The organism is Streptomyces luteireticuli, assembly GCF_041519305.1.
GTDB classification, from domain to species: domain Bacteria; phylum Actinomycetota; class Actinomycetes; order Streptomycetales; family Streptomycetaceae; genus Streptomyces; species Streptomyces luteireticuli.
Genome location: NZ_CP167927.1, coordinates 1812613 through 1830000, shown reverse-complemented (window position 1 = coordinate 1830000; position 17388 = coordinate 1812613). Strand labels below are relative to the sequence as shown.

Genomic DNA, 17388 nt, shown 5'->3' with positions numbered 1-17388 from the left:
TAATAGCTCACTGGTCAAGTGATTCCGCGCCGACAATGTAGCGGGGCTCAAGCGTACCGCCGAAGTCGTGTCATTCATACAACAGCCCTAACGGGTGTGTGGATGGGTAGGGGAGCGTCGTGTGCCGGGTGAAGCAGCCGCGGAAGCGAGTTGTGGACGGTTCACGAGTGAGAATGCAGGCATGAGTAGCGATACACACGTGGGAAACGTGTGCGCCGATTGACTAAGGGTTCCTGGGTCAAGCTGATCTGCCCAGGGTAAGTCGGGACCTAAGGCGAGGCCGACAGGCGTAGTCGATGGACAACCGGTTGATATTCCGGTACCCGCTTTGAAACGCCCAATATCGAATCAGGCGATGCTAAGTCCGTGAAGCCGTCCTGGATCCTTCGGGTGAAGGGAAGTGGTGGAGCCGACGGACCAGACTTGTAGTAGGTAAGCGATGGGGTGACGCAGGAAGGTAGTCCAGCCCGGGCGGTGGTTGTCCCGGGGTAAGGGTGTAGGCCGTGTGGTAGGCAAATCCGTCACACGTTAAGGCTGAGACCTGATGCCGAGCCGATTGTGGTGAAGTGGATGATCCTATGCTGTCGAGAAAAGCCTCTAGCGAGTTTCATGGCGGCCCGTACCCTAAACCGACTCAGGTGGTCAGGTAGAGAATACCGAGGCGTTCGGGTGAACTATGGTTAAGGAACTCGGCAAAATGCCCCCGTAACTTCGGGAGAAGGGGGGCCATGTCCGGTGATGAGTCTTGCACTCTGAGCTGGGTGTGGCCGCAGAGACCAGCGAGAAGCGACTGTTTACTAAAAACACAGGTCCGTGCGAAGCCGTAAGGCGATGTATACGGACTGACGCCTGCCCGGTGCTGGAACGTTAAGGGGACCGGTTAGCTCCATTTCGGTGGGGCGAAGCTGAGAACTTAAGCGCCAGTAAACGGCGGTGGTAACTATAACCATCCTAAGGTAGCGAAATTCCTTGTCGGGTAAGTTCCGACCTGCACGAATGGCGTAACGACTTCTCGACTGTCTCAACCATAGGCCCGGTGAAATTGCACTACGAGTAAAGATGCTCGTTTCGCGCAGCAGGACGGAAAGACCCCGGGACCTTTACTATAGCTTGATATTGGTGTTCGGTTCGGCTTGTGTAGGATAGGTGGGAGACTGTGAAGCATGCACGCCAGTGTGTGTGGAGTCGTCGTTGAAATACCACTCTGGTCGTGCTGGATGTCTAACCTGGGTCCGTGATCCGGATCAGGGACAGTGTCTGGTGGGTAGTTTAACTGGGGCGGTTGCCTCCTAAAGGGTAACGGAGGCGCCCAAAGGTTCCCTCAGCCTGGTTGGCAATCAGGTGTTGAGTGTAAGTGCACAAGGGAGCTTGACTGTGAGACCGACGGGTCGAGCAGGGACGAAAGTCGGGACTAGTGATCCGGCGGTGGCTTGTGGAAGCGCCGTCGCTCAACGGATAAAAGGTACCCCGGGGATAACAGGCTGATCTTCCCCAAGAGTCCATATCGACGGGATGGTTTGGCACCTCGATGTCGGCTCGTCGCATCCTGGGGCTGGAGTCGGTCCCAAGGGTTGGGCTGTTCGCCCATTAAAGCGGTACGCGAGCTGGGTTTAGAACGTCGTGAGACAGTTCGGTCCCTATCCGCTGTGCGCGTAGGAGTCTTGAGAAGGGCTGTCCCTAGTACGAGAGGACCGGGACGGACGAACCTCTGGTGTGCCAGTTGTTCTGCCAAGGGCATGGCTGGTTGGCTACGTTCGGGAGGGATAACCGCTGAAAGCATCTAAGCGGGAAGCCTGCTTCGAGATGAGGACTCCCACCCACTTGATGGGGTAAGGCTCCCAGTAGACGACTGGGTTGATAGGCCAGATATGGAAGCCGGGTAACCGGTGGAGTTGACTGGTACTAATAGGCCGAGGGCTTGTCCTCAGTTGCTCGCGTCCACTGTGTTGGTTCTGAAACCACGAACAACCATTGCCGGTTGTGTGTTTCGTAGTGTTTCGGTGGTCATAGCGTTAGGGAAACGCCCGGTTACATTCCGAACCCGGAAGCTAAGCCTTTCAGCGCCGATGGTACTGCATGGGGGACCGTGTGGGAGAGTAGGACGCCGCCGAACTATTATTCAGTAAGCCCTGGTGGGAACTTGTTTCCTGCCAGGGCTTACTTGTGTTTACCGGCCCCTCTGCGCGTTCCTTCCGGCGTTACCGGTAAGGTCAAGAAGGCATCAACAGGCACGTTCCCCACAGGAGGCCCCCGGGTGGAGGTCCAGGAGACGCGCGTCCAGACCGACCGCGTCCTCACCATCCCCAACATCCTCAGCATGGCGCGCCTCGTCGGCGTACCACTCTTCCTGTGGCTGATCCTCCGGCCCGTCTTCGACGGCCCGAACAGCGACGGATGGGCCCTGCTGGTACTGGCCCTGAGCGGCATCAGCGACTACCTCGACGGCAAGTTGGCCCGGCGCTGGAACCAGATCAGCAGCCTCGGCCGGCTCCTCGACCCGGCCGCCGACCGGCTCTACATCCTCTCCACCCTGGTCGGCCTCACCTGGCGCGAGATCCTTCCGCTCTGGCTGACCGCCGCCCTCCTGGCGCGTGAGGCGATGCTCCTGGTCATGGTGTGGATTCTGAGGCGGCACGGCTATCCGCCGCCGCAGGTGAACTTCCTCGGCAAGGCCGCGACGTTCAACCTGATGTACGCCTTCCCGCTGCTGCTTCTCAGTGACAGCGGGACCTGGCTGGATACACCGGCCACCATTTTCGGATGGGCGTTCGCCGGATGGGGTACAACCCTCTATTGGTGGGCAGGGATCCTCTACGTGGTTCAGGTCCGCCGACTGGTCAAGGCGGATACCGCGGATACCACGGCCGACTGATCCCCGTGTAAGTCCCACGTTCGACCCGGGCGTTTTGGTCGGCGGTCCGTCATCTCTCGAGGAGGACGCTTCCGACATGAAGGCCGTCGTGATGGCCGGTGGCGAAGGCACCCGCCTTCGCCCCATGACCTCAAGCATGCCCAAGCCGCTTCTGCCGGTGGCCAATCGCCCGATCATGGAGCATGTTCTCCGGCTGCTCAAGCGGCACGGGCTGACCGAAACGGTGGTGACCGTCCAGTTCCTCGCCTCGCTGGTGAAAAACTACTTCGGCGACGGCGAGGAGCTCGGGATGGAGCTCACCTATGCCAACGAGGAAAAGCCACTCGGCACGGCAGGCAGCGTCAAGAATGCTGAAGAGGCCCTGAAGGACGACACTTTCCTCGTCATCTCGGGTGACGCCCTCACCGATTTCGACCTGACGGACCTGATCAGGTTCCACCGGGAAAAGGGCGCCCTGGTCACCGTCTGCCTCACCCGGGTCCCCAATCCGCTGGAATTCGGCATCACCATCGTGGACGAGGCCGGCCGGGTGGAGCGCTTCCTGGAGAAGCCCACCTGGGGCCAGGTCTTCTCCGACACCGTGAATACGGGCATCTACGTCATGGAGCCCGAGGTCTTCCAGTACGTCGCCCCCGATGTCCCCGTCGACTGGTCGGGGGACGTCTTCCCCCAGCTCATGAAGGAGGGCAAGCCGGTCTACGGCTATGTCGCCGAGGGCTATTGGGAGGACGTCGGCACCCACGAGAGCTACGTCAAGGCCCAGGCCGACGTTCTCGAACGCAAGGTGGACGTCGAGATAGACGGTTTCGAGATCTCACCCGGTGTCTGGGTCGCCGAGGGCGCCGAGGTCCACCCCGACGCCGTTCTCCGCGGTCCGCTCTACATCGGCGACTACGCCAAGGTCGAGGCCGCGGCGGAGATCCGCGAGCACACCGTCGTCGGTTCCAACGTCGTCGTCAAGAGCGGTGCCTTCCTGCACAAGGCCGTCGTCCACGACAACGTCTACATCGGTCAGCAGAGCAATCTGCGCGGCTGTGTCATCGGCAAGAACACCGATGTCATGCGGGCCTCCCGGATCGAGGACGGAGCCGTCATCGGCGACGAGTGCCTCATCGGTGAGGAATCGATCATCCAGGGGAATGTCCGGGTCTACCCCTTCAAGACCATCGAGGCCGGTGCCTTCGTCAACACCTCGGTGATCTGGGAGTCGCGTGGTCAGGCCCACCTCTTCGGCGCGCGCGGGGTGTCCGGCATCCTCAATGTGGAGATCACCCCCGAACTCGCCGTACGGCTCGCGGGTGCGTATGCCACGACACTCAAGAAGGGCGCGACCGTCACCACGGCGCGCGACCATTCGCGCGGCGCGCGCGCCCTCAAACGGGCTGTGATCTCGGCGCTGCAGGCCAGCGCGATTGAGGTGCGCGACCTGGAGAACGTACCGCTGCCGGTGGCCCGTCAGCAGACCGCCCGGGGGAGCGCCGGCGGCATCATGATCCGGACCACTCCGGGGGTGCCGGACTCCGTCGACATCATGTTCTTCGACGAGCGCGGCGCGGACCTCTCGCAGGCGGGCCAGCGGAAGCTGGACCGGGTGTACGCCCGTCAGGAGTACCGGCGCGCGTTCCCCGGGGAGATCGGCGACCTCTCCTTCCCCTCCAGCGTCTATGACTCGTACTCGGGCGCGCTGCTGCGGTCCATCGACACCTCGGGTGTCGCCGAGGCCGGGCTCAAGGTCGTCGTGGACGCCTCCAACGGCAGCGCCGGCCTCGTTCTGCCCAGCCTCCTCGGCCGGCTCGGCGTGGAGGCGCTCACCATCAACTCCGGGCTCGACGAGGCCCGTCCCACCGAGACCGCGGACACCCGCCGTTCGGGGCTGGTGCGGCTCGGGGAGATCGTGGCCTCCGCGCGTGCGGCGTTCGGCGTGCGATTCGACCCGGTGGGGGAGCGGATCTCCCTGGTGGACGAGCGTGGCCGCATCGTCGAGGACGACCGTGCCCTGCTGGTGCTGCTCGACCTGGTCGCCGCCGAGCGGCGCAGCGGCCGGGTGGCCCTGCCGGTGACCACGACCCGTATCGCCGAGCAGGTCGCGGCGTACCACGGTACGCAGGTGGAGTGGACGACGACGTCGCCGGACGACCTGACCCGGGTGGGCCGGGTGGATTCGACGATCTTCGGCGGGGACGGGCGCGGCGGGTTCATCGTCCCGGAGTCGAGCAGCGTCTTCGACGGTACGGCGGCCTTCGTCCGGCTGACCGGTCTGGTGGCCCGTACCCAGCTCACGCTCAGTCAGATCGATGCGCGTATTCCCCGGGCGCACGTCCTGCGGCGGGATCTGGCGACGCCCTGGGCGGTCAAGGGGCTGGTGATGCGGCAGGTGGTCGAGGCGGCCGGTGACCGCTTCGTCGACACGACCGACGGCGTCCGGGTGGTGGAGGCCGACGGGCGGTGGGTGATGGTGCTGCCCGACCCGGCGGAGGCCGTGACGCACCTGTGGGCCGAGGGGCCTGACGACGCGTCCGCCCAGGCCCTGCTGGACGAGTGGTCGGCGGTCGTGGACGGCGCCGGGCGCTGAGCTGCCTCCGCGGACACTTGAGGCGCCGTCTTCCCGGTCCGGATCCGGCACGCCGGTGGGGCCATTGGGAGACGGCGCCTCCGACGTGCGACGATGTGCGGCATGTCGCAGCAGCCCCCCGTTCGGAGCAGGTCCGCGCCGCCTCCGCGCCCCGATGCCTCCATGTCGCTGCTGAACAATGTGATGGACCACAGCCTGGACGACGGGTACGCGGAGGCGGCGGCCCGACGGGCTGAGGGCGGCGCGGGCCTGCCGGGCAAGCTGCGGGCCAAGCTGGGGCTCGCCGGGGCGCTGCTGCTGGCCGCGGTCGTGGTGACGCTCGGCGCGGCGCAGGCGCGGATATCGGCACCGACGCTGGCCAAGGAGCGCGAACAGCTCATCAACCGCATCGAGTCGGAGACCTCGGCGGCGGACGCGCTGCAGAAGAACGTCGACTCCCTGCGGGAGTCCGTCGGCGAGCGGCAGCGCGAGGCCCTGGAGAAACACGGCGGGGACAAGGCCGAGTTGGTCTCCCTGCTGGCCGGGGCGACCCCGGTGAAGGGCCCCGGGCTCAAGGTGGTCGTCGACGACGCCAAGCAGGCCAAGACCGGTGGCGGCGGTCCGCGGGAGAGCAGTGGTTTCTCGGACACGGGCCGGGTGCGCGACCGTGACATGCAACGCATCGTCAACGGGCTGTGGCAGGCGGGCGCGGAGGCCGTCGCCATCAACGGCCAGCGTCTGACGTCGTTGTCGGCGATCCGGGCGGCCGGGGACGCCATACTGGTCGACAACAAGCCGCTGGTTCCGCCGTACACGGTGCTGGCGATCGGTGACGGCAAGCGGATGAACACGGCGTTCCAGGACAGTGTGGACGGTCAGTACCTGCACGTCCTCCAGCAGAACTACGGGGTCAGGGCGAACATCTCCGTCGAGGAGGAGCTCCGGCTGCCGGCCGCGCCGAGCCTGATCGTCCGTACCGCACGCGCGAAGGAGGGCGGCGCGGCCGACCGCGCCGCCGACACAGGGAAGGGCACATCGTGATCGCCGTATTGGGCCTCGTCGTGGGAGTCGTGGTCGGACTGGTCGTCCGCCCCGTGGTGCCGACGGCGGTCGAGCCCTACCTGCCTATCGCCGTGGTGGCCGCGCTGGACGCCGTGTTCGGCGGGTTGCGGGCGATGTTGGACGGCATCTTCGACGACAAGGTCTTCGTGGTGTCGTTCCTGTCCAACGTGGTCGTGGCGGCCCTGATCGTCTTCCTGGGGGACAAACTGGGCGTCGGGGCGCAGCTGTCGACGGGTGTGGTGGTCGTCCTGGGCATCCGCATCTTCTCCAACGCCGCTGCCATCCGGCGGCACGTCTTCCGGGCGTGAGGCCGATGAGCGCCGACGACACGCCCGAGGAGCCGAAGCCCGAGGAGTCGAAGGGGGCCGGGGGTTCCGAGCGGCCGGAGGAGCCGTCCGGGAAGCCGGAGGAGCCGGTGGGGGCGGCCCGGGAGGCGGAGCCTCCGCTCCCGCCCCTGACGGGGCGCCAGCGGCTGCTGCACGCGCTCTGGCCGCCCCGGTTCACCCGGGCGCAGCTGACGATGGCGGTGCTGCTGTGCGTGCTGGGGCTGGCCCTGGCGATCCAGGTGCGGTCCAACAGCGAGAGCAGTGTGCTGCGCGGGGCGCGCCAGGAGGACCTGGTGCGGATCCTGGACGAACTGGACAACCGCACCAAGCGCCTGGACGACGAGAAGCGGCGCCTGGAGGACCAGCGCACGGAGCTGGAGAGCAGCTCCAACCAGGCCGCGGAGGCCCGCAAGCAGACGGCGCAGAAGGAGCAGCAGCTCGGCGTGCTGGCGGGTACGGTGGCTGCCCAGGGGCCGGGCATCGTGCTCACGGTGAGCGACTCCAAGGGAGCGGTCGAGCCGGACTCGTTGCTGGACGCCATCCAGGAGCTGAGGGCCGCGGGGGCCGAGGCGATCCAGATCAACGATGTCCGTGTGGTCGCCGGCACATATTTCTCGGGGGGTGCGGGGAAGGTGGAGATCGACGGCAAGAAGATCTCCCAGCCGTACAAGTTCAAGGTCATCGGCAAGCCCGACGATCTGAAGCCGGCGCTCAACATTCCCGGCGGTGTGGTGCAGACTCTGCAGAAGGAACAGGCGGGGGTGGACATCTCCCGGTCTGAGAAGATCATTGTCGACGCCTTGCGTCCGGCGAAGCGGCCTGACTACGCTCGGTCGTCATCGCAGTGAGACGGGCGCACGCAGGAGCTCTGCGGGGAGGGCGGGAAGTTGCGGGGGGTCGGCGCACCAAGAACGGGGTGCGTGATGGAAACTGTCTGTTGGCCTTGGACGTTGTAAGGATGTCCAGGTCGGACGGTGTGTGCATCGAGGGTTTGTCCTGCCCCACGGGCGGGTCTGTTTCGGTCAAGGGGAATCGCCCGTGAAGTTGTTTGCGAAGTTGTTCGGCAAGAGCGCACGCCAGAGCGGCGGCAGTGGTGCCGCCCGGCACCGGGCCGCGGGTCCGGTGGAAGGCGAGGAGCAGGGTCAGGAAGGGCGTCCCCTGTTCCGTGACCAGACGGGTGGTCAGGGAGCTGCTCCCGTGGACCCCTCGGCGACGGGTCGCATAGGTTTCGGCACTCCGCCGGGAGCGGGGGAAGGCGCCGGTCCGGTCTGTTCGCGCTGCGGCCACCGGAACGGCGAGAACAGCCGGTTCTGTTCCAACTGCGGTGCGCCGCTGCGGCCCGGTGCCGTGGCCGAGCGGGCCTCGGAGACCACCTCCACCATCTCGATCTCCGGTCTGGAGGCGTACGACTCGGAGACCACCGGGCAGACGCCCATCCCGTCGCTCTCCCCGGAGGCCCAGGCCGCCGTGGAGGCGCTGCCGGCGGGTTCGGCGCTGCTGGTCGTCCGGCGCGGCCCGAACTCGGGCAGCCGCTTCCTGCTGGACGGTGAGGTGACCACCGCGGGCCGGCACCCGCAGAGCGACATCTTCCTCGACGACGTGACCGTCTCCCGTCGGCACGTGGAGTTCCGCCGTGCCCACGACGGCAGCTTCGGCGTCACGGACGTCGGCAGCCTCAACGGCACGTATGTGAACCGGGAGCAGATCGACTCCGTGGTGCTGGCGAACGGCGACGAGGTGCAGATCGGCAAGTACCGCCTGGTCTTCTTCGGCAGCCAGCGGGCCATCTGACCGTCCCCCGGGCTCCGGAGGGACTCCAAGGAAGAGCCATGCTTCAGACACCGTCGGGCGGCGCCGGGTCCTCCGGCACCGCCGGTGCGGAGGGCCGGCCGGTGAGCATCGGCACGGTGCTCACCGCGCTGCGCGAGGAGTTCCCCGAGGTCACCATCTCCAAGATCCGTTTCCTGGAGGCGGAGGGGCTGGTGGAGCCGCAGCGCACGCCGTCCGGCTACCGGAAGTTCCGCCCGGTGGACGTGGAGCGGCTGGCCCAGGTGCTGCGGATGCAGCGCGACCACTATCTGCCGCTGAAGGTCATCCGCGAGCACCTGGACGCGCTGGAGCGGGGCGAGCGCATCCCGCTCCCGGCACCCGGGCAGCCCCGGGACGCCCTCGGCCTGCCCGAGGACGCCTGCGAGGCGGTGGAGGCCGAGGCCTCCGCACCCGCCGCGCGGATCGGCCGGGACGAGCTGCTGGCCGCCACCGGCGTCACCGAGGCGGAGCTGGCGGAATGGGAGTCCTACGGGCTGGTCGCGCCCCACCCGGACGGCGCATTCGCCGCCGATTCCGTGGCCGTCGCCCGGCTCGTCGCCGATCTGGGGCGGTTCGGTCTGGAGCCGCGTCATCTGCGGGCGATGAAGGCCGCGGCCGACCGCGAGGCCGGCCTGGTCGAACAGGTGGTCGCACCGCTGCGCAGGCACCGCAATCCGCAGACCCGGGCGCACGCCGAGGCGACCGCGCGGGAGCTGGCCGGGCTGTCCGTGCGGCTGCACGCGGCCCTCGTCCAGTCCGCGCTCCAGCAGCGCGGGCAGTGACCGGGGCGTCCCGACTACCCAAACCCGGCGGGCACGTCCTAGGGTTGCTGTGTGAACGAGCTCGATGTCGTGGGTGTCCGGGTGGAAATGCCGTCCAACCAGCCGATCGTGCTCCTGCGCGAAGTGGGAGGCGACCGGTACCTCCCCATTTGGATCGGCCCGGGGGAGGCGACGGCCATCGCCTTCGCCCAGCAGGGCATGGCCCCGGCCCGGCCGCTGACCCACGACCTGTTCAAGGACGTGCTGGACGCGGTGGGCCAGCAGCTCGCCGAGGTCCGGATCACGGACCTGCGCGAGGGTGTGTTCTACGCGGAGCTCGTCTTCGCCAGCGGGGTGGAGGTCAGCGCGCGGCCGTCCGACGCCATAGCGCTGGCGCTGCGCACCGGCACGCCGATCTACGGCAGTGACGGGGTGCTGGACGACGCGGGCATCGCCATCCCGGACGAGCAGGAGGACGAGGTGGAGAAGTTCCGCGAGTTCCTCGACCAGATCTCGCCGGAGGACTTCGGCACCAGCAACCAGTGAGGGTCCGACAGCCGGCGGGGGGTCCGCGGACGACGGTCGCGGACGGCCGGTGAGGCGCGGGCCGGGCCCGAAAAAGGGTGGTCCGGGCCCATTCAAGTAGCCTTTCCCGTTACGGGGATACGTAAAACCACTCTCAGGGTGATTATCACTCGGCGTGCCGAGTGTGGCGATCGTTGACGCACCCCGAGCGACTGCCTACCGTCGAGAAGGCAGGTCAAGGACGGAGGTCGGCGTGAGAAGCACGGGCGACGGTACAGCGGTCGGCAGTCCGTATCCGCTGCATGGGGGAACGGTCGAACCGGTGACCCTCCCTCACAGCCTGAACGGCACAGGAGGTACCCCCGTCCCCGCCGCGGCAGCGGTCACCTCGCAGCGAGGACACCGGGCCGGCGGCCCGGCCGGCGCGGAGACGACCGGGGGGGACACCACGACCGGCACCGACACCATTGGTTACCGGGGGCCGACCGCGTGCGCGGCGGCCGGCATCACCTATCGGCAGCTCGACTACTGGGCGCGCACCGGGCTGGTCGAGCCCAGCGTCCGGCCCGCCTACGGCTCGGGAAGCCAGCGCCTCTACAGCTTCCGGGACGTCGTCGTCCTGAAGATCGTCAAACGGTTGCTGGACACCGGGGTCTCGCTCCAGAACATCCGCACCGCGGTCCAGCACCTGCGCTCGCGCGGCATGGCCGACCTCGCGCAGATGACGCTGATGAGCGACGGGGCCACGGTCTACGAGTGCTCCTCGCCCGACGAGGTCGTCGGCCTGCTCCAGGGCGGGCAGGGCGTCTTCGGCATCGCGGTCGGGGTGGTGTGGCGCGACGTCGAGAGCGCGCTGGCCCAGCTCCACGGGGAGCGGGTGGACACGGGGGAGACGCTCATCGGCCACAACCCGACCGACGAGCTGGCGCGCCGCCGCAACAGGGCCGGCTGAGGGGCCGCGGGTCGCCTCCACCGACACTCCGCTCGTACATCGGTGCGATTGTCAGTGGTGTGCGGCAGCATCTGTCGTGTGAGAGGTTCGCCGACGATCCTGCATCTGGACATGGACGCCTTCTACGCCTCGGTGGAGCAGGCGGCCAAGCCCAGCCTGCGCGGGAAGCCGGTGGTCGTGGGCGGCGTCGGCCCCCGTGGCGTGGTGGCCACCGCCTCGTACGAGGCGCGGGTCTTCGGCGTCCACTCGGCCATGGCGACGGCCCAGGCGCGCAGGCTGTGCCCCAACGCCGCGTATCTGCATCCACGGTTCACCCTCTACCGGCAGATCAGCGACATCGTCATGGAGTTGCTCGGCCGGCTGTCGCCGCTGGTCGAGCCGCTCAGCCTGGACGAGGCGTTCGTGGACCTGGAGGCGGGCGGCGTCGAGGGCTCCTCGGCGGCGGTCCGGGCCGTGGGCGAGCGACTGCGCCGGGACATCCGGGCGGCGACCGGGGTCAGCGGATCGGTGGGGCTCGCCGGGTCCAAGATGCTCGCGAAGATCGCTTCGGAACAGGCGAAGCCGGACGGGCTCGTGATCATCGAGCCCGGCACGGAGCTGGAGCTGCTGGGGCCGATGCCGGTGCGGACCATCCCCGGCGTCGGGCCCGCCACCGCGGAGGCGCTGCGGAGGGCCGGCATCCACACCGTGGCCGAGACGGCCGAGGCCGGCGAGGCGGAGCTGGTGCGGCTGATCGGCAAGGCCCACGGGGCGTCCCTGCACGCGCTGGCGACGGGCCACGACGACCGGCCCGTGGTGGCGGAGCGGGACGCGAAGTCCGTCTCGGTGGAGGACACCTTCGCCGAGGACCTCACCGACCGGACCCGGGTCCGGCTGGAGCTCGCGCGCCTCGCCGACCGGTGCGTGCAGCGGCTGCGGGGCGCCGGGCGGTCCGGGCGCACCGTCGTCATCAAGGTCCGCCGTTACGACTTCTCCACCCTGACCCGCTCGGAGACGCTGCGGGGGCCGACGGACGACCCCGCCGTCGTGCGCGAGGCCGCCGCGCGGCTGCTGGAGGGGGTGGACACCTCGGAGGGCGTCCGGCTGCTGGGCGTGGGCGTCAGCGGGCTCGCCGACTACACCCAGGAGGACCTCTTCGCCCAGGCGCGGGCGGCCCGGGCACCGGAGGCGGACGCCGTCGCGGAGCCCGAGGAGCGGCCGGACGCCGGGGCGCGCCCGCGGCAGTGGCTGCCGGGGCTGGACGTGGTCCATGCGGAGCTCGGGCGGGGCTGGGTCCAGGGCAGCGGCCTCGGCCGGGTCACCGTGCGCTTCGAGGAGCCGTGGTCGCCGGGCCCGGGGCGGGTGCGGACGTTCGCCGTGGGCGACCCGGGGCTGGAGCCGGCGGAGCCGGTGCCGTTGTTGCGGCCGGGTGGGCTTCCGTACGGGGGCGATGCGGGGGCGTCGTCGGGGGAGGGTGGTGCTTCTGCTGCGTGACCGGTGGGTTTCGGTGGTGGGCGGGACGTTGCCCCCTGCACCCCACCGGGGCTCCGCCCCTGGGCCCCGTGCTGCGTTCAGGGCCCGGAGCCCTCGGCCGCGTCGGGGCCCGGGTTCCGTTCGGGCGGGGGCGGCGGGTCCTCCGGGACGTCCAGGCGGTAGTGGTGGTACAGCCGCAGCTCCTGCTCGGGGGAGAGGTGGCGGCCCACGCCCAGGTCGGGGGCGTCCTTGATGAGCGCGCGCTCGTAGGGGACGCGCAGTGTGTCCCCCACGAGCGCGCTCGGCTTCAGTGGGACGAACGCGTCGCGGCCGAAGAGCCCGGTGCGTACCGCCGCCCACTCCGGCGTGCCCGTCGCGTCGTCGAGGTAGACCTCGTCCACGGTGCCGATCCGCGCGCCGTCGCGGTCGTAGGCCTTGCGCCCGATCAGGCTCCGGGGGTCGATGTCGGTCTGCACGGTTCCTCCCATGGGCCACGTCCGTCCCACTGGGTTCCCTGGTACGGCTGCCGCAAAGCCCATGAAAACCCTTGGGGGGCATGAAAAGCCGCAAAGGAGGAAGGAGCTCTCGGGAGATCCGCCCGCGACATCGCCGCTGGTAGGCTGGCGGTTGGCCGCTGACCCCGCGCGGGAGAGTCCCCCTGGGACCCGGACAGGTACCGACCTGGAAGGGTTCGACGGGGGCGCCGAAGGAGCAACTCCTCCCCGGAATCTCTCAGGCACACGTACCGCGCGGACGAGGTCACTCTGGAAAGCAGGTCGGGCCCCGGTCCTCGCACCATGCCGAGCCCCCCTCACCGACGGTGAAAGCCGGGCTGCCCGTAGGGGCCCGGTGAAGCTCTCAGGTCCAGTTGACAGAGGGGGAGGCCGTCCGGGTACCCGCGCCGTGGTACCCCTCGCAGGTCGTATGACCAGGAGGCCCCCGCAGATGACAGCCCACCGCATCGCCCTCTCCGACCTGGAGCGCGGCACTCCCTTCGCGAACCGCCACATAGGCCCCGACAGCGGGGCCCAGGCGAAGATGCTCGCCCAGGTCGGCTTCGGCTCGCTCGACGAACTCACGGCCGCCGCCGTACCGGACGTGATCAAGAGTGCCGAGGCGCTCCGGCTGCCCGGGGCCCGCGGCGAGTCCGAGGTGATCGCCGAGCTGCGCACCCTCGCCGACCGCAACCAGGTGCTCGTCCCCATGATCGGGCTGGGCTACCACGGCACGTTCACCCCGCCGGTGATCCTGCGCAACGTGCTGGAGAACCCGGCCTGGTACACGGCCTACACGCCCTACCAGCCGGAGATCTCCCAGGGCCGCCTGGAGGCCCTCCTCAACTTCCAGACCGTCGTCGCCGACCTCACCGGGCTGCCGACCTCCGGTGCCTCGCTCCTCGACGAGGGCACCGCGGCGGCCGAGGCGATGGCGCTCTCGCGCCGCGTCGGCAAGGTCAAGGACGGCGTCTTCCTCGTCGACGCCGACACCCTGCCGCAGACCGTGGCGGTCATCGAGACCCGCGCCGAGCCGACCGGGGTCGAGGTCGTCGTCGCCGACCTCTCCGCCGGCATCCCCGACGAGATCGCCGGGCGCGGCGTCTTCGGCGTCCTGCTCCAGTACCCCGGCGCCTCCGGTGCCGTACGCGACCTGCGGCCGGTCGTCGAGCAGGCGCACGAGCTGGGCGCGATCGTCACCGTCGCCGCCGACCTGCTCGCGCTCACCCTGCTGACCCCGCCCGGGGAGCTCGGCGCGGACATCGCCGTCGGCACCACCCAGCGCTTCGGCGTCCCCATGGGCTTCGGCGGCCCGCACGCCGGATACATGGCCGTCCGCGAGCAGTTCGCCCGCAGCCTCCCCGGCCGCCTCGTCGGCGTCTCCGTGGACGCGGACGGCGACAAGGCGTACCGCCTGGCCCTGCAGACCCGCGAGCAGCACATCCGCCGCGAGAAGGCCACCAGCAACATCTGCACCGCGCAGGTCCTGCTCGCCGTGATGGCCGGCATGTACGCCGTCTACCACGGCCCCGAGGGCCTGACGACCATCGCCCGCCGGGCCCACCGCTACGCCGCGCTGCTCGCCGCGGGGCTGCGCGCGGGCGGCGTCGAGGTCGTCCACGGTGCGTACTTCGACACCGTGACCGCCCGGGTCCCCGGCCGGGCCGACGCGGTTCTCGCGGCGGCCCTGGAGCGCGGGGTCAACCTCCGCAAGGTGGACGCCGACACCGTCGGCATCGCCTGCGACGAGACCACCGTCCGCGAGCACCTGGCCGCTGTCTGGGCCGCGTTCGGGGTGGAGGCCGACGTCGAGGCGCTCGACGCCGCCACCTCCGACGCGCTTCCCGAGGAGCTGCTGCGCCGCTCCGGCTTCCTCGCCCACCCGGTCTTCCACCAGCACCGCTCCGAGACGTCGATGCTGCGCTACCTGCGCCGCCTCGCCGACCGGGACTACGCGCTGGACCGGGGCATGATCCCGCTCGGCTCCTGCACGATGAAGCTCAACGCCACCACGGAGATGGAGCCCATCACCTGGCCGGAGTTCGGCGCGCTGCACCCCTTCGCCCCTGAGGAGCAGGCCGCCGGCTACCTCACGCTGATCCGTGAGCTGGAGGAGCGGCTGGCCGAGGTCACCGGCTACGACAAGGTCTCCCTCCAGCCCAACGCCGGTTCGCAGGGCGAGCTGGCCGGCCTGCTCGCCGTCCGGGCCTACCACCGCGCCAACGGGGACGAGCAGCGCACCGTCTGCCTCATCCCGTCCTCCGCGCACGGCACCAACGCGGCCAGCGCCGTGATGGCCGGCATGCGGGTGGTCGTCGTCAAGACCGGTGACGACGGCGAGGTCGACGCCGCGGACCTGCGCGCCAAGATCGAGAAGCACCGCGACGAGCTGGCCGTGCTGATGGTCACCTACCCGTCCACGCACGGGGTGTTCGAGGAGCACATCAGCGACATCTGCGCCCTGGTGCACGAGGCGGGCGGCCAGGTCTACGTCGACGGCGCCAACCTCAACGCCCTGGTGGGGGTGGCGAAGCCGGGCAAGTTCGGCGGCGACGTCTCGCACCTGAACCTGCACAAGACCTTCTGCATCCCGCACGGCGGCGGCGGCCCGGGCGTCGGCCCGGTCGGCGTCCGCGCCCACCTGGCGCCGTACCTGCCCAACCACCCGCTGCAGCCGTCGGCCGGACCGGAGACGGGCGTCGGCCCGGTCTCGGCCGCGCCCTGGGGCTCGGCCGGCATCCTGCCGATCTCCTGGGCGTACGTCCGGCTCATGGGCGGCGAGGGCCTCAAGAAGGCCACCCAGGTCGCGGTGCTCGGCGCCAACTACGTCGCCAAGCGCCTGGAGCCGCACTACCCGGTGCTCTACACCGGCCCGAACGGCCTGGTCGCGCACGAGTGCATCATCGACCTGCGGCCGCTCACCAAGGCGACCGGCGTGAGCGTGGACGACGTCGCCAAGCGCCTGATCGACTACGGCTTCCACGCGCCCACCATGTCGTTCCCGGTGGCCGGCACCCTGATGATCGAGCCGACGGAGAGCGAGGACCTCGTCGAGCTGGATCGTTTCTGCGAGGCGATGATCGCCATTCGCGCCGAGATCGAGAAGGTCGGCTCGGGCGCGTGGGACAAGGACGACAACCCGCTGCGCAACGCCCCGCACACCGCGGCCTCGGTCGCCGGGGAGTGGGAGCACCCCTACAGCCGTGAGGAGGCGGTCTTCCCGGGCGGGACCTCGGCCGCCGACAAGTACTGGCCGCCGGTGCGCCGGATCGACGGCGCCTTCGGCGACCGGAACCTGGTGTGCTCCTGCCCGCCGCTGGACGAGTACGAGGGCTGATCCGCACAGGAAAGAGGGCCGGTCCGGCGGTGCGCCGGGCCGGCCCCTTCGCGTCGTCCTCCGGTGTGCCGGACGTGCCGTCAGGCCGCGGTCACGATCTGCCCCGTGCCGAGCGGCCGGTGCGGGGCGATGATCTGCCCGTCGGGCAGGAGTTCACCGGTGTCCTCGAAGACGAGGACGCCGTTGCACAGCAGGCTCCAGCCCTGCTGCGGGAAGTGGGCCACGAGATGCGCGGCTTCCCGGTCGGCTGAGTCGGCTGACGGGCACGCGGGCTGGTGCTGGCACATGGGAGGGTTCTTTCGCTGGGATGTCGGTGATGCTGACGCTGTGCTGCGGCTCGATGCGGTGGTCATGCCGCCCCCCGTTGCAATTCGGTCGGTCGGTCCCAGTGTTGCCCTACGGGCGGGATTCCGCAGGGATTTCATGGCAGCGGTCCTCTACGGAGGAGGACGCGTCACCCATGCGGACGGTTGCTGTCAACAAGGCTGTCGCTTCGGTCGGTTCGTGTCGGCGTCGATAGGGGTCCCCCGAGTGGGTGAGGACGCGCGCGGCGCCCCGCCGTCCGGCCGCAGGGCGCCACGGAAGAGCGCGTCAGGCGGACTTCTGCAGCAGCGGCGCGGCCGTCAGCCGGAGGGTGAGGACCGGCAGCAGGTCGGCGAAGCGGTGCGGGCGGTGCGCGGCGATGCCCGGCGGCGCGGGGGCGAGCGGCACCAGCAGATCGCCGGGGGCCGGCAGGCCCGACGCGGCGTCGGCGGCGATGTCGCCGTGCAGCCAGAGCGTGCACATGTAGAGCCCGGGGACGGTCAGCAGGCGGGGCTGGTACGGGGTGGACAGCGACTCGGCCTGGTGCAGCGCCAGTTCGGTGGAGGCGACGTACGGCCCCTCGAAGAAGTGCGAGAACGCCCAGCCGTCCGGGGTCAGCATCGTCTCGCCCGCGGCGATCGCGCGCTCGTCCTCCTTGATGAGGAAGCGCCAGCCCGTCAGCCGGGTGCGCGGGGCACCGCCGGCCGGGGAGACGGGCTCCAGCACATGGACGGGCAGCGGGAGTTCGCAGCTGAGGACGCCCTGCGCGGCCTTGAGGGACGGGGTACGGGTCTCGCGGACGGCGGTGGGGGAGCCGAGGGCCGTGCGGATGCTGCGGAGGGCAGGCGCGGGTGCGGGGGGGACATGCAGGGGCATGACGGTTCGCCTCTCACTTCGGAGACACGCGGTGCTGGGCAGTGACGACGCTGTCGGTGTGCGGGGTC

At 69.4% G+C, this 17388-nt stretch carries 14 protein-coding genes, 2 rRNA genes and 1 riboswitch (1 of these 17 only partly in view); of the genes, 13 read left to right on the top strand and 3 right to left on the bottom strand.

The genetic code is table 11. The annotated features are described in order from the left end of the window. The 12 genes from AB8735_RS07470 to AB8735_RS07415 form a co-directional block, all read left to right on the top strand. A 23S ribosomal RNA gene (locus AB8735_RS07470) occupies window positions 1–1926 on the top strand (it extends 1197 nt beyond the left edge of the window). Window positions 1927–1996: 70 nt separating this feature from the next. After that, a 5S ribosomal RNA gene (gene rrf / locus AB8735_RS07465) occupies window positions 1997–2113 on the top strand. Between the two features lie 141 nt (window positions 2114–2254). Then, entirely contained in the window at window positions 2255–2872 is a 618-nt protein-coding gene (locus AB8735_RS07460; protein ID WP_344031850.1) for a CDP-alcohol phosphatidyltransferase family protein, read from the top strand. Window positions 2873–2948: 76 nt separating this feature from the next. After that, window positions 2949–5444 (top strand): sugar phosphate nucleotidyltransferase, encoded by a 2496-nt coding sequence (locus AB8735_RS07455; protein ID WP_372406214.1) that lies wholly within the window; start codon window positions 2949–2951, stop codon window positions 5442–5444. Between the two features lie 102 nt (window positions 5445–5546). Further along, window positions 5547–6464, top strand: coding sequence for a DUF881 domain-containing protein (locus AB8735_RS07450; protein WP_344031846.1), 918 nt, complete (start codon window positions 5547–5549; stop codon window positions 6462–6464). Beyond that, entirely contained in the window at window positions 6461–6793 is a 333-nt protein-coding gene (locus AB8735_RS07445; RefSeq protein ID WP_049715989.1) for a small basic family protein, read from the top strand. Before AB8735_RS07450 ends, AB8735_RS07445 begins: the two co-directional genes overlap by 4 nt. A 5-nt stretch (window positions 6794–6798) precedes the next feature. After that, window positions 6799–7659 (top strand): DUF881 domain-containing protein, encoded by an 861-nt coding sequence (locus AB8735_RS07440; protein ID WP_344031840.1) that lies wholly within the window; start codon window positions 6799–6801, stop codon window positions 7657–7659. 130 nt (window positions 7660–7789) lie between these two features. Next, a complete protein-coding gene (locus tag AB8735_RS07435) occupies window positions 7790–8602 on the top strand; it encodes an FHA domain-containing protein (RefSeq protein WP_372406209.1) in 813 nt (270 codons plus the stop codon). Window positions 8603–8640: 38 nt separating this feature from the next. Beyond that, window positions 8641–9402 carry a MerR family transcriptional regulator gene (locus tag AB8735_RS07430; RefSeq protein ID WP_372406206.1) on the top strand — a complete coding sequence of 254 codons (762 nt, stop codon included), beginning with the start codon at window positions 8641–8643 and terminating at the stop codon, window positions 9400–9402. 51 nt (window positions 9403–9453) lie between these two features. Continuing rightward, the gene (locus tag AB8735_RS07425; protein ID WP_049715992.1) at window positions 9454–9927 is read left to right on the top strand and encodes a bifunctional nuclease family protein; all 474 of its coding nucleotides are present in this window, start codon (window positions 9454–9456) and stop codon (window positions 9925–9927) included. Between the two features lie 232 nt (window positions 9928–10159). After that, on the top strand, window positions 10160–10858 hold the full coding sequence (locus tag AB8735_RS07420) for a MerR family transcriptional regulator (protein WP_344031836.1): 699 nt from the start codon (window positions 10160–10162) through the stop codon (window positions 10856–10858). Window positions 10859–10936: 78 nt separating this feature from the next. After that, window positions 10937–12331, top strand: coding sequence for a DNA polymerase IV (locus AB8735_RS07415; RefSeq protein ID WP_372406203.1), 1395 nt, complete (start codon window positions 10937–10939; stop codon window positions 12329–12331). Between the two features lie 77 nt (window positions 12332–12408). Here the strand turns inward: AB8735_RS07415 and AB8735_RS07410 are convergent, their stop codons facing one another. Further along, the gene (locus AB8735_RS07410; RefSeq protein WP_372406202.1) at window positions 12409–12798 is read right to left on the bottom strand and encodes a PRC-barrel domain-containing protein; all 390 of its coding nucleotides are present in this window, start codon (window positions 12796–12798) and stop codon (window positions 12409–12411) included. A 147-nt stretch (window positions 12799–12945) separates the two neighbouring features. Beyond that, a riboswitch (glycine riboswitch) is annotated at window positions 12946–13068 on the top strand. Window positions 13069–13255: 187 nt separating this feature from the next. Here AB8735_RS07410 and gcvP point away from each other — a divergent pair. After that, on the top strand, window positions 13256–16141 hold the full coding sequence (gene gcvP / locus AB8735_RS07405; protein ID WP_372406201.1) for an aminomethyl-transferring glycine dehydrogenase: 2886 nt from the start codon (window positions 13256–13258) through the stop codon (window positions 16139–16141). Between the two features lie 80 nt (window positions 16142–16221). On the opposite strand, the gene AB8735_RS07400 is transcribed toward gcvP, so the two are convergent. Together AB8735_RS07400 and AB8735_RS07395 are read right to left on the bottom strand one after the other, a co-directional pair. Further along, a complete protein-coding gene (locus AB8735_RS07400; RefSeq protein WP_344031828.1) occupies window positions 16222–16428 on the bottom strand; it encodes a DUF5999 family protein in 207 nt (68 codons plus the stop codon). 304 nt (window positions 16429–16732) lie between these two features. After that, window positions 16733–17320, bottom strand: a complete 588-nt coding sequence (locus tag AB8735_RS07395) for a hypothetical protein (protein WP_372406199.1) — start codon at window positions 17318–17320, stop codon at window positions 16733–16735. Between the last annotated feature and the right edge of the window lie 68 nt (window positions 17321–17388).